At 35.7% G+C, this 13491-nt stretch carries 13 protein-coding genes; 5 read left to right on the top strand and 8 right to left on the bottom strand.

Translation table 11 applies throughout. The annotated features are described in order from the left end of the window. Positions 1–295: 295 nt before the first annotated feature. From FTV09_RS15100 to FTV09_RS15090, 3 genes are all read right to left on the bottom strand, one after another. Positions 296–856 carry a plasmid replication DNA-binding protein gene (locus FTV09_RS15100; protein ID WP_180058771.1) on the bottom strand — a complete coding sequence of 187 codons (561 nt, stop codon included), beginning with the start codon at positions 854–856 and terminating at the stop codon, positions 296–298. Positions 857–919: 63 nt separating this feature from the next. Next, entirely contained in the window at positions 920–1813 is an 894-nt protein-coding gene (gene repM, locus FTV09_RS15095) for a replication initiation protein RepM (protein ID WP_092692898.1), read from the bottom strand. Positions 1814–2360: 547 nt separating this feature from the next. Then, positions 2361–3530 (bottom strand): MobA/MobL family protein, encoded by a 1170-nt coding sequence (locus FTV09_RS15090; protein WP_004728458.1) that lies wholly within the window; start codon positions 3528–3530, stop codon positions 2361–2363. 305 nt (positions 3531–3835) lie between these two features. Here FTV09_RS15090 and FTV09_RS15085 point away from each other — a divergent pair, with 305 nt between their 5' ends. Further along, on the top strand, positions 3836–4594 hold the full coding sequence (locus tag FTV09_RS15085; protein WP_180058770.1) for a hypothetical protein: 759 nt from the start codon (positions 3836–3838) through the stop codon (positions 4592–4594). Between the two features lie 893 nt (positions 4595–5487). Here the strand turns inward: FTV09_RS15085 and FTV09_RS15080 are convergent. Continuing rightward, positions 5488–5733, bottom strand: coding sequence for a hypothetical protein (locus FTV09_RS15080; RefSeq protein ID WP_004282220.1), 246 nt, complete (start codon positions 5731–5733; stop codon positions 5488–5490). A gap of 153 nt (positions 5734–5886) precedes the next feature. Between FTV09_RS15080 and FTV09_RS15075 the strand changes: the two genes are divergently transcribed. Both FTV09_RS15075 and FTV09_RS15070 read left to right on the top strand, forming a co-directional pair. Next, a complete protein-coding gene (locus FTV09_RS15075; protein WP_004758944.1) occupies positions 5887–6111 on the top strand; it encodes a hypothetical protein in 225 nt (74 codons plus the stop codon). A 440-nt stretch (positions 6112–6551) separates the two neighbouring features. Continuing rightward, positions 6552–7022 (top strand): spore coat U domain-containing protein, encoded by a 471-nt coding sequence (locus FTV09_RS15070; protein ID WP_159138977.1) that lies wholly within the window; start codon positions 6552–6554, stop codon positions 7020–7022. A gap of 12 nt (positions 7023–7034) precedes the next feature. On the opposite strand, the gene FTV09_RS15065 is transcribed toward FTV09_RS15070, so the two are convergent. The 4 genes from FTV09_RS15065 to FTV09_RS15050 form a co-directional block, all read right to left on the bottom strand. After that, on the bottom strand, positions 7035–8021 hold the full coding sequence (locus FTV09_RS15065) for a spore coat U domain-containing protein (RefSeq protein WP_180058769.1): 987 nt from the start codon (positions 8019–8021) through the stop codon (positions 7035–7037). Then, positions 8012–10321: a fimbria/pilus outer membrane usher protein gene (locus tag FTV09_RS15060; protein WP_180058768.1), complete on the bottom strand. Its 2310-nt coding sequence runs from the start codon at positions 10319–10321 to the stop codon at positions 8012–8014. Before FTV09_RS15060 ends, FTV09_RS15065 begins: the two co-directional genes overlap by 10 nt. A 76-nt stretch (positions 10322–10397) precedes the next feature. Further along, positions 10398–11147, bottom strand: a complete 750-nt coding sequence (locus tag FTV09_RS15055; protein ID WP_180058767.1) for a molecular chaperone — start codon at positions 11145–11147, stop codon at positions 10398–10400. A 24-nt stretch (positions 11148–11171) separates the two neighbouring features. After that, a complete protein-coding gene (locus tag FTV09_RS15050; protein ID WP_218950188.1) occupies positions 11172–11639 on the bottom strand; it encodes a spore coat U domain-containing protein in 468 nt (155 codons plus the stop codon). 764 nt (positions 11640–12403) lie between these two features. On the opposite strand from FTV09_RS15050, the gene FTV09_RS15045 reads away from it, so the two are divergent. Next, positions 12404–12661 (top strand): hypothetical protein, encoded by a 258-nt coding sequence (locus FTV09_RS15045; protein WP_180058766.1) that lies wholly within the window; start codon positions 12404–12406, stop codon positions 12659–12661. 130 nt (positions 12662–12791) lie between these two features. Beyond that, positions 12792–13325 carry a hypothetical protein gene (locus FTV09_RS15040; protein ID WP_180058765.1) on the top strand — a complete coding sequence of 178 codons (534 nt, stop codon included), beginning with the start codon at positions 12792–12794 and terminating at the stop codon, positions 13323–13325. Positions 13326–13491: the final 166 nt, after the last annotated feature.

The following is a 13491-nucleotide window of genomic DNA, read 5'->3' as shown; positions in this document are numbered from 1 at the left end:
AAATCATTTGAATGATTTCTTCTTGGTCTACGTGCCATAAAATACTCCATATATTGATGTTTATAACATCATTTGAGGAGCAGAATATCACTTATAGGAGTTGTTCAAATTTACGGATCCATCTCTATACACCTTATACGAAATGTGTTAGAATTCTTTTTAGATTTCAAAGTCTTAGTTTTAAGTTTATAGCCCATCTTCCCCAAGGTGGGCTTTTTTTATGATTTTTCATGTTCCACGCCTATTATTTGATCAATGTTCCACAACTTTGTTCATATCAGTTAAACAATCGTGGTTAATCATAGGGTCTAAAAAAACGGCTCCAAAAGCCCCTTTTCTTTGGCTCTGGTTCTACATGCTCTGGAACTGGAATGCGTTTTTCTATTTGATTACTAGTAGTAGTCAATCCGTCATATTTATTCTTTTGTACAGTTAATTCATGCTCTACTTGAGGTGGATTAGATTGCGTTGTTGAAGGATCTTGCGTTGGATATACCTTTGTTGGCTTCATTTCAATTAGAGTCAATAATGTATCAATACGAGAATTTGCTTTAGCCTCCCTATCTTCTGCTTTTTCCAACTGTTTCTTTAGAAAATCGATCTGATTTTTTAATTGATTAACTGTATCGTCTGTGTATTCAGGTGTATTAATGGTTTGTCTTGGAGACGTTTCGATGTGTTTTGAGTGTTTTCCACCGAAAGGCTCTCCATATACACGGAGGAGTTCTGAAAAGTCGATAGAACCATCATGATCACGACTTAATATCCCATTTTTTATATCTTTATAAAGAGTAGCTCTAGATTTTTTATACAGTGTTGCAGCATCACTAATACTGTATTTTGTACTTGTTTTCATAGTGTATTACTGTGTATTCACGATACGTATTGGAGAATACAATAAGTGTATTCTCCAATACACTCAAGGTTTAAAGCCTAAGTTTTTTAGATGAGGTAAAAACTGCTTTTGCTGTTTTGGATCTCTCAACATATCTTTAATTGTTACAGCTAAATCCTCATAGCTTTCACCTTGCAGTGCTAGATGTGATAGTTCATGTAAACGAGAAAGTTGATTTCCAAACATATTAATTTGAGCATCTGTTAGTTTATAAAATTCTTTAGGTACATCTGTATTCTGATGACTAATACTCTTAGCCTTTTCTTTAAATGAAAAAATAATACTAGTAACTTTACGACCAGTCTTTTTCTGTTCATAAGTGACATTTAAAGGACTGTATTCGTTTATTTGGTCTATAGCAGTATCAATTACTCGTTTCTTGAAATCTGCGAATAAAGGGTACTTTTTACCAAGCTCTAACATTGTCCGTAAATTCTCAACTGAAATTTCACGTTTACCTATTTGTCGATATTGAACAAGTAGCTCATAAATACGAATACCGTACCCACTATTGATCCCAGCGATGTCTGATAGGGCATATTTGGTGAATTCTCTACTTAAATTAGAGATGAAAGGCAGAATTGGTTTTGAAAAACGAATCCCAATGACACTTTGACTATCTAGAAATTGGATTTCTTGTACCCATCGCATTTTTATAGATTTGTCATCAATACTGAGGTTAATAGATCTTTCATAGAGTCTATTAATACCTTCCTTTAAATCTCTGTATGCTGTTTTTTCATGTACACCTAATTGCTTTAACTCACTGATACTAACAGGATATAGCTCGTCATCTGTAATAGGCTGATTTTTTGGAATACGTGAAATGGCAGCTAAGACAATTCGTTGTTCTACGGCACTTAATTGATATGATGCTTCTATTACTTGATTTGATTTTACAACGTGATTTTTATTCAAAACAAAACCATTGATTTTTTAATATATGACAATTATATACTTGTCATAGTTGGTAGTCAATCCGTCATAGTTAAGTAGTCAATCCGTCATAGTTAGTAGTCAATCCGTCATAGTTAGTAGTCAATCCGTCATATTTAAACTTTGAAACCTTTACTGCATAAGGCATACAGAGGACTGAAAAGATTTAAAAGATTTAAAATATATTTAAAAAGAGCAAATTTAAAAATTGCCCTTGGTTTTCGCTACGCTCAAACTCTATTGAACTTCGCTTACGCTCAGTTCGAAGGGGCAATTTTTTGGTTGATCTCGTTATAAATTCAAAAAAGCAAAAGCAACTCGGAATTCGCTTCGCTCATGAGTTTTTTATGCTCGCTCCGCTCGACCTAGATGCAAATTAAATCTGTTCGCACCCTTTGGGATGCTCTGTATCTCAGTCTCAGCAGCAAAGGGGAGCTTGTAATCAGGGAAAAAGCATGGCGAAAATTTTAATTGAGTCTGTTCGCTCGTAGACACTCGCTCTGTAAGGCCTGAATAAAGCCAGATAATTTTAAAAACCTGGACCACCGTAATCATAATCATCAGTTTTAGGTTGTACTGGTTCTGATTGAGTAAGTTTGGGAGGCGTATTTTGTATCGGTAATACGGATTCAGGTCGGGAATGTACCTCAAACTCAAAACATGGGGTGCCGTTACGTCGTGAATCTTCGAGTGTTTCATTCATTTCGTGGATGGACCAACCTTCTTTTTGAAGTATAGGACCTTGGTTTTTTATAATTTCATTCAAATCATTTTTTAGTGTGTCCTTATTTTTTGCATTCTTGATTAAGTAATTCAGGTAATACATCACTTCCAATGATGAAAATGGATGGTTTTCAGCACTATAAAAATATTCATGTTGTTGATCTAATTGCTTTTGGCGTTCTTCGAGTTCTCGTTCTTGCTGGTTGTGTTCTCGGATTTTTTGGATTTGGGCGAGATATTCCGCTGTCGCATTTTGTTGGCCAACGCCTAGTTTTGGCTCTGGAAGGTATAGCGTGCTGTGGATCTCGTTATATTTTTCATAGCTGTCTGCTGAAACCTGATTTTTGATGGTGATGTCTTGGCCATCCAGTGTGTAGGTGACGGTCGGGCAGTGCTGTGCAAGGGCATCATTGAGATGGTTTTCCCATTGTTTTCGGATATAGATCAAAAAAGTGGAATAGTCTGCATGGCCATCTTGCAGCTGGATTTTCTTTGCACCACCTTTGCTTGGCTCTTTGGGGTTATAGCGTTTGAAATATTGTTCGGCTGTCCGTTCAATACCGTCATTGGCTTTGAGAGAGAACATCAGGTGACAGTGGGGCTGATCTTCGCCACTGATGCGTGATTTTACGTTGTGTATGGCGTATGAGTGCGGATATTGCTGTGGGACTATGTGTTTGTCAAAAAACGTCTCTATGAGCGTTTTACGCTGTTCTGGCGTAAACTCATTCGGTAGGGCAATTTCATACTCCATGTAGGCCTTGGCATTGGCTCGTTCATAAGTATCAGCGGCTTGCCAAAATTCAATCGGATCTTTCACCCAGGACGGCATGCATTTGCCAAGTTCAACATGTTCCAGCACCTCATTAGTGTTTTTGCGAACTTGCTCATATTGCATTAGCCGGGCAATGTAGAGGTAATGGCCCATGGCATAACCTTTATTTTTGCTTTTCACACTGAAATGGTAGCTGGCCATGTTCACCTTTTTGTTGGTTTGGGACCGGTTTTTATGCAGTGAAACGGAATGAAAACCGTCCGGATTTGCAATGCCTCAATGGCTGAAAAATCCGGTTGAAGGGGGTCAAGGGGGAATCGCCCCATTGCGTACTAGTTTCTCTGATCAAGAGAAACTGTCAAGTGCGAATTAATTTAAATAAAAATATAATTTCTTTTCAAGAAACTTATATTTTTATTTAAATTAATTATTTTCAGACTGCCCGATTTAAATATGGTAAAACCATATTTAAATCGGGCAGTTCTGAAAATTAGGCGGCAGATGATATGACCCAAGAAAAAGCAAAAAAGCGTGGTAGACCAGCTCAACTTTTACAAATAGCAGAGTTACATGCTTTCGTTGAGTTTCTTTTAGAGAAAAGGGATCGTTCTGAACTTCAAAATCAGGTTATTACTGCACTACAAACTGAAGACTTTAATTTTGATATGTTGTCTGAAGCTCAACAGATCTTGGTCAAAGAGGCTTTAAAACCTTATCGTGAACATCTGAAGTTGAAATTGCTGTTTGAAGAGTTGAATAATCTGCCTCTTAAAACTGAATATGAACAAAAAATCGTAGATCTGTACCAGGATGATCAAAAGGGAAATTTAGATCTAGCTGAACGTAATATTCTAAAAACGATGTGTACGCGCTATTACCGTTTCAAGGCTCAACAACTGAAATTGAAGGATCTTGAGCTTTATTTAAGTCAGATCCAAAAAAAGGATGAAGGTAAAAAACGTAAAGCAGAGAATCAACTTAAATTTGAGCTAGGCGGGGCAGTGTTAGCAGCCTTTAAGAAACTAAATAAAGAAATACCTAAAGATAAGAGTAAGGTAACAAATAGTATTGTAAATAATGCGAACTTTTGGAAAAAAGTTTCTAAAACAAAAATTTATAGTGCCATTTCTACAAAAGAATCTACATATTTTGAGGACATTGAATTATTTATTAAAGTTATAGACGGTTTGGCTTCCTACAGTTACGACGGTCAACAGTTATTTGAATATGAAATATTAAAACAAAAAAAATTAGATAAAAAATAGTTCTATTCATTCGCTCTGAAAAGGTCATCAAATGTTTCAGATGTTCAACTTTAGTTCTTAAATATTTTTATTTATGAGCTAAATATGCTGAAACCCAACCAAACGAAATCTGATTTTTAAAATTTTGCTAGGATTTGCTCAATCTACATATTTTGTGGGTTCTGATGGTGTGGGTGGAAGGATTAAGCGACGCTAGCGCACCACTGATTAAGTTGTTACTAGGGAATATCGACAAAGCAACAACGTGATGAGTAGTTCAGAAAAGCTTTAAGTTGTATGTTGGGGAAACCCTCACAGAGAAAAGTGTCTGTTCGGTTTGAGAACGTGTCGATGCGGTGTGTGAATCGTAATCTCAGCCTATGTAGGAAAGCACAATTACCTACTGCCGTGACGACCGATGCGTGGCTCCGTCAGCCCAAAATTGGTATTCGGTAATACTTTAAGAGCTAGCAATTCTTGCTAGCTCTTAGGGTGAGTATTGCCGAAACTCTCTCAACGTTCACCATCAGCCCGAAGGGGTGATGGTGAACGTTGAGAGAGTTGAGTTCATATAAGTAAGTTAAGTATGAAAGTCACTAAGAATATAGATAATTATTGTTTGGACTATCACGACTCTTATTTGTATAAAGAATGGTTGTTAAAGTTTTTAGCTTGGAACTTTAATTTCGCATAAGAGATGTTATGTAAATTTAGAGTACACCCTAAAGTAACGTCATGGCAGCCCCAATCCTGAACCAAAAATCAATGTCTTAGATGCCGTGGAACATCAATTTTAGTATGCTCAAAGAAAGTCTTAGATTTATACGTGACAATAAAAAGCCAGTTGTATGAACTGGCTCTTTCTATTTGGGATTTACTTACCCATTCCGATTTTTTACCGTACCTCTCATAAATTAACAGTCAAAGCTGAAGAAGTGTTCTGGGAAACAAGAAACAAAGGCTTTTTGAATATCGCTGTACTCACACTCAGGATGCTTCTCTAAATAACGTCGAGTCCAAATCAGTGTGGCTTCATAATCATTAAAGCACTGATCGAGTTGTAAAAAAATCCACAGTTCATGTGCTTTTTGAATGAAAAAGTCATTGATGATCATGAGAGCAATTTTCTTTTCAGTGTTTGAATCCGGGTATGAGTACATATTACATTTCTCCGATAGTAAGGATAAATAGGCTAGTTGATAAGCTATTTGTAACACAGAAAAATATGTGTTTACCACATAATTTTATGTGTTTTTATGTAAATATAACCCTATGCTATAATCTCAAAACACCATTTCTATAAATTTAATTAAATGCCATATACTGAATTTCAACGTCTTGTCGGTAAAGCAGGGCTTTCAATTAAGGAATTTGCTGCCTTATTGGATATGAAACCTAATTCGATTACGAATTACAGTAAACAAGGTGTGGTTCCTACACATATTGCTGTAATCGTTGCGTTGATTTCTACGATGAAAGATGAGGGATTAGATTTCTATCCAATTTTTGAAAAAGTTAAGTCGTATTCACAAGAATAAAACTCTTGTTTTTTGATTGTTGTAAGCTTTTTAGTAGATATTAATGATGTAAAAAATGCCTGAAGTTCAGGCATTTTTTTTGTTTCAGGGACTTATAAGCCTCGATAGAACTTTTCAATAAAGTATCGAGTTTTGAGAACCAGGGTGATCATCAAATTCTTATGTTCTGAGATCTTAGGTCGAGCAATCGGTAAACCGGACATTTCTATTTGGGGGTTACAACTGAATTTCGCATAAGAGTTTTTATGTTAAATCTAGCCTGTTTGCCCTTTTATTTTTGAATTGTTTACTAGATGGCAGCATAGTTGAGTAAAATCGAATAATATGATTAGAATCATGAAATTTAGTGCGTAATCCAGACTATTACTTTAAATAGTTAGCTTTTTACTCTCTACAATTCAGATTAATATAATTATCTATATTGGATATAGGCACATTCAATGAAAATTTTTAAATATTCATTTGTAATTCTAGCTGTAGTTTCAGTCTCTGCTTATACCATGAGTGACCGGCAGTCCACACAGTTTCAGGTCAAAATAAAAGTCAATGAAATTTGTGATATCGGCACAGGTTCTACTTCTAATATAGATTTTGGTACGATTTCTCGTAATACCCAAAATATCCAGGCAACGGGTAGTCTAAATGTTTCATGTACTAATGGTACGCCTTACAATATTTCACTAAATAGTGATGGTACACTAAAGAATACTCAGGATGCTTCCTTGAAGCTTTCATATCGACTTTATCAAGATGCATCTATGAGCAAAGAATGGGGAAACAGCTCTGAAAATCTTTTTTCACAACACGGTACAGGACAAACTCAAAATATTACCATTTGGGGGAAAGTGCCTGATACTAACGTTCCTGCCGGTCAATATATAGATACAGTTACTGCTACGATTACCTATTAAATATAGAGTTTTCTAATAAGTTAAAGTCACAGTAATGGTATCGGAATATTTCCCTATACTGCTAATGCTTTGCGATGGGACCATCGCATAAACAGGGATAGTCTGGTGGGTTAGAGAATATGAAGTATCCGCCTGCCAAATGTTCGAGTGACTTGGATCCTGATATAAACCGTATTGAATATAACTTCCTAAAGAATTTTTCATACGTCTTTGTGAGCCCAATGGATTTAGACCATTATTTAAACTTACCTTCATATTGGTACCCATTGGACATGCTAATTGAATAGTCCCTGAACGATATAAAGTATTATTCAATAGCTCCACTGAACCAAAATCTATATCTGATGCAGATAAAATCAAACAGCTATTTTCATAGTTAGAATTGACGACTATATTGTTAGTTGAGCTATTTTGACTAGCTAGAGCTTCTAAATCTGAAGGTACTTCTAAGCCATAGCGATAAGCATAGTATAACTTTATGGAAGTACTATTGGTTTTATAGGAGCCGGCAGGTACATTTTGTCCTGCAAGAACTTGACCATACATTTTGACTAATGTACTCGGACTTCCTGTATTAGCACCTACTTGAACAGACTGGCACTGAGCTGTATTTTTAGCGTCTGAGTTTGGTATCTTGCGTGTTCGTGCGACATCATAATATAAGTTATAATTTAATAAGGAAGCAGGATAGTTATCATAGTTAATCATTGTGCGAGGATCTTTAGCCGCTGGATCTATACTATCAACTACCATACATATCTTATATGTCACGGGCTGACTCCAGTTTGAATTACATGTTACGGTAATATCCGTAGAAGCTGTCATCGAGCCTTGAATGTTCGCTGTGCCTAGGCTTAAATTACCTCCACTTACCCAGCAACTCTCTGCATAAGCAGATGAAGAGCATATGCTATAAGCTAAAAACAATAAGCTCATACAAGCTAAACGCTTGATGAGGCCATAAGCTTTGATTCGGTTAAATTGATGAGTTATTGACATACCACCCTTCCTAAATCGCTAAAACCTTCAAGAGTGGAAACTTCAGGAAGATTCACTTGGCATTGCTTAAGCTCATCGCCAATATATAATTTATTATTTTTCACATCATCTAAATATACAATACCATCATGAGCTACAATGGTTTTAGGAGGCTGCTGTATTGATGGTTGAATATCCCAAACAGATTTACCCACTGCTAGATTCTCTCCCTGATCATCGACTGCCTGTAATTGAACGGATTTCACTTGATACATTGGAAAACGAACGAATACACCACTTGCCTGACGAGGTACAACATCTTGCTGTGTTGTTTCTATTTTTAAATTTATGGGTAGGTTCAGGGTATCAACTGCTACACTATTATGCTGATATGGATTTAGACGATCCAATAGCAAATATCCTTTCTGATTAGTTTTACCAATCAAACGATTCTCCATACGCACCGGTACGCTAGCAATATTATCTGTTGAGACAATAGCAAATGAACCGTTACTCAAACGCGTGGGTAGTATCACGTCTTTTAGAATAACTAACCCTCCGTTGACTGAGGCAAATGCACTGGTATTATTTTGTTGGTCTGATGCTGTATGTTGCACATTTAATTGTGCTAACCCATAGCGACCGAGATAGTCGATCTGCCCCTGAAACTGTGAGTATTGATCTGTACGATTGGCCATGGCTTGCCATCCCATCCCTCCCTGATCTTGATTTAGCGCATGCATTATATTGACACCAAACTGTTGGTTATCATGACTACGCTGTATTGATGCTGTGGCTGAGTTGCGTTGCGCCCAAGGGATATTAAGTGATAGATAGTAACTATCTTTCTTATTAATTAAATCATGCGTATAACCTAAATTTAGGTTCATACGTTGCGGCAAGATATAAGACCAGTTTAGCAATACAAACTTACTCTCTTGCTCCGTATATTTTTGCTGGATATAGCTACTTCCCAACTGACCAATTTTAGTATTAAAACCTATATAAAATTGGTCTGACCTACTGGCAAATGCCGCATCATTCAAGCTAGCAATATCATTAAACTCACCAAACTGTCGTAGCCCATTATAATTTAAACTTATTAATGTAGAGTTCCAACTATAACCTAGGCCTAATAATTGTCCATATTGCTCAGGTGTACGACTATAAGCATAAGAGAGATTAAGCTGTCCTGCACGTTTGCCTAATTGATAAAGTGTGCCTAGTCCTACCTGTTGCAATTGATCGGTCAATTCAGTATGTGTTTCCAGAGTAAGTTTATTTGATATTCCATAACGATAGCTTCCACTAAATGCAGGATCTTGTGCATAATCAAATGAAGATAAGCCATAATTTAACTTTGGATAACCTACATTAAAAGACCAGTCATTTAAGCTTTTTGCGAGTAGATTATTCGTACCATATAAGGGAATATTCAGTACTTGCTGTTGACCATTAATATCTGTAATGACCATTTGTGCATTGCCTGCACCTGTAATACTGGGGACTGATTGAATATCAAATTGTCCTGGTACGACATCTTGAGAAGCCTGCTTAATACCATTAATTATTAAATCTACTTGTGAAGGCAATGCTACCTGACCTTTAAAACTCATTAAGGGGGTCGTCACGGTATAGGGTTGTAAAGCAAAATTTTTCGATAAACTAAGACCACTCAAGCGAGTAGAGCGTGTCCATGACAGTGCATTACTTTGTGCATCACCTAAACGTAGTCTAAGCAATTGTTCTGGGATATCTTTTTCCCAATATGTATCCAGTACATTATGATTTATAAAGGCATTATCTTGATATTGGTAGCTACTAGAAAGGCTGAATACCCCACCAAATAGCCCAAAAACACGGAATTCATTCCAACCATTTAAAGAAAATATATTCTCATGCTGCTGAGCAAAGGCAGTGTAATTGAGCAAGACACCTGTTTTTTCATGCAATGGATTAACTTTTGCAGCAGGCAGATGCTGATAGCCATATTGATGTTGACTGCTTAACAGTGTAATAGGTACTTGGATTGAAATTTTTTGATTGAGGTCGTCATATTTATAGCTTAGCCCTACAATCTGATCAAGTGCGATATAGGGTACCTGATCAATTATGATTGGTGTTATCTCGGCAGTAATGGCGAAATTTTTTAAGGAAGCTACATCAATATAGAGTTGCTGATCTTGTTGTAAAAAATGACCAATTTGAATCTGTGCAGACTGATTTACTTCTACATCCAAATACAATTCCTGTTGAATCGCACTGTCTATATTATTGGATAAGTATTGTTCTGCAAATGTTGTCGGTGCTGTGACCAGCATTATTCCTGCAAGTATAAAATTGCTTGCTCGAACCTTCAATGATCAGAAACTCCCTATACCTAAAGCTTATTCTGTATCAGGGAGATAATGGTAGAGTTTGTTCACGAAGATCCATATTAACTACAGCTATAAACTTTCCGCCACGCGTAACATTTATATTATTTGGAATTTTCCATTGCATGCTTTTCCCACTAAGTACATAACCCATCAATCCCATTTGAATTGGTGTTTTTTTGCCTTGCGCATCCATGTAGGAAAACTGACTAAAGCGCTTATAATGACTAGACTGATTGTTGATTGTTAGTGTTTGCGTATTATATTTAAAGCTCATACCTTGCAGGGATGTTATGCCTTGATCTATATCATTACTGTCCGATACTTTTAAAAAAACAGGAATGGAATATTTGAGTAACAATTGTAGACCACTTTGTACATCAGTCTGGGAGTTAGGTAATTCATCCACGATGAGGCGATAAGCTTGTTCAGTCGTATTTGCTATTTGAGTATTGCGGATCAATCGAACCAATTGCCGTTGTCCGGCAGGAATACTAATGACCATAGGACTAGCAATTAAATCTTTAGAGTTTGTTAAAATATCTTGTTGATTGCTTTGTGTCCAAGCGTTCACTCGCACTTGTGCACGAATACTCTCATTACCTGTATTGGTCAACCAAAGTTCTTTGACTTTTTCTTGTTGTGAGAATTCTAATAAAATAGGCGCAACTTGCAAACTGGCAGCATGCGCCTGTGTTATAAAAATACTAGCTGCCAAGATTCCTGTACCACAAATGTGGAACACATGAGAGAATTTGGCTGGCTTTTTCATGTGGACTCTTTACGATAATAAAAATTAATAAGTTACTGTAGCGGTGACGGTATCTGCATAGTTACCAGCGCGTACATTTGTAGAGCCAAATAATTTAGCAACTACAGGAATATTCTGTACATCACCTACGCCAGTTGCAGAATATAGATTATCTTTGTTGTCCCACGCTGTATCACCAGATTCTTGAAATAATTTATACTCAATGCTAGACGTAGAGTCAGCCGTATTGGTCAATTTACCACTACCAGATAAACCAACTTTGTATGGTGTTTGACTAGTACATTTTACATTTAAAGTACCAGTTTTATCTGTTGCTGCCATACCACTATTTACTTCACCGAAATCGATATCTGTAGCACTGATCGTACATGTTGATACGACTTCAATTTTAACTTTAAAAGTTGCATCCGCAGTTTTAGTAGAAGCATTTGTTTGTCCTGCTATAAATACGCCAGAAGAAAGCAATAATGCTGTAGTGATAAAGTTTTTCATATAAGGGCCTATTAATAATGAAACAGATGGTTTTTTTAAAAACTTGCTGTTATTTTTTAATAGTTTAATAAAAAAATTTTACTACTAAAAAATAGAGTGTGAAACATAGCACATTTTATGACTTTTTCAATATTTATTGACGTTATGTTAAGCGACTTTAATTCGTATCCTGGAAGGCACACCCGACGCTGATTTAAGAAATCTAAATAATAAAAAACCCCGGTATCCTGCCGGGGTTTTTTATTGTGCGATCTTTGGTAGGTGCTGCTCTACCTCACAATCCTAGTGTTAGAACTTATCATTGTTGTTTTTTGCTCCGGAACATCCTGTTCCTGTATGAATCTATCGTAGGGATATTCTAGCTATCCTGATAGCCGCAAAGAACTGGAATTTGAGTAAGCTAAAGCGTACAAAGTGCCTGAAATTTATCCACAAGAAATGGGGATAATTTTGAACATTCACGCATTGATAAAATTTAAAAAATCGCAAAATTGATTACTTTTTAAACAAATTTATTGGCAAGAACTATCAAAACCGCTCATAAAAAAGCCGACTTGTTTCCAAGTCGGCTTTTCGGGTTTGCGTCCCCGATTTTTTATAACATAACTTTTTGAAATATAAAACTATTTTTATATGCGTTTCGTATAACGCCCATTATGTTAAATAGGTGCGACATTGGTAGTTGTATAAGTATAATTGTGCATTGACTTCCTATAACTAAAACTAGACTATCTAGATAGTTTTTAATCAATTAGGAAAGAAAAATGTCATTAATTACAGCTCAACAAGCGCGTGAAAATGCCGAAAAATTTAGTTTAAGTGCAGATGAAATGCTTAAAACAATAGCGGACATAATTTCAGCTAATTCTAAAGTTGGAAAAACTGAAGTTATTGTCAGTTTTTTATCAAAAGTTGTTGATCAGAATGAGTTAACTTTTGTAGAAAATAGCTTAAAAGAGAAAGGATATACAGTTAATTCCTCTAATTCAGAAGACAAGATTAGTATTAAAATTAATTACTGATTCTAATGAAATAAAGAAAGAAGCTTAAGCTTCTTTCTTTAAAAAATCATATGTTAAGTAAGTAGTCTTTTACGGTTGAAAAAGTTAAGAAAAATCAACAAAATATATTTTTCAATTATATAAAAAAATTATGGACGCTTTATCAATAGTTTCAGCTATCGCTTCAATTGTATCTTTAGGGTTGGCAGTTGGATTAAACTCTGAAAAATTGAAAAAATGGTTATTACCCGTTACTTATATTTTCATAGGTATCTCGGTAGGTCGTGTTACCTCGAATTTAAATGAAATCGTAGATAATATTAAAGCAGACCCAGTATTGCCAGGGGCACTTTTTATAATTATTGCGTGCTTATTCGCATCGTGTTATGTCATTAAGACTATTCATAATACATTTTCAGAGATCCCTATGGGGTTTCTACTCATTCTATTTGTTGCAGGATTGTTTGGAATTAAGGGCATAACAAAAGTTTATATTGATTCTGAACGGCCTCAACTTAGTCCATATGAACTAATTGAGTATGCTGAATATAAAGAGAAAACAGGACAGTTATCATTGGCTAAAGAGTATTTAAACAAGGCTTTAGAAAATACCGATGCAGAATCAGAAAAAAGATTTATTAGAGAAAAATTGGAAAATATAACTAATAAGCAGTTAAGTAATTAGAGTATGTAATTATTAAATATCTCTTAAATTAACATAATAAGAGGTGGTCCCACTTGTTTGAACAACTAAAAGCGTATTTATAAGTGATATTCCGCTCTAGTTAAGCCACCTTGTTTTGTTGGGGTAGCTGATCATAGTAAAACTCATTTGGTGTCATTTTGTCTAG

The sequence above is a fragment of the Acinetobacter sp. YH12227 genome (assembly GCF_013417785.1).
Classification (GTDB): domain Bacteria; phylum Pseudomonadota; class Gammaproteobacteria; order Pseudomonadales; family Moraxellaceae; genus Acinetobacter; species Acinetobacter gandensis.
This window is presented reverse-complemented; position numbering and strand designations above follow the sequence as displayed.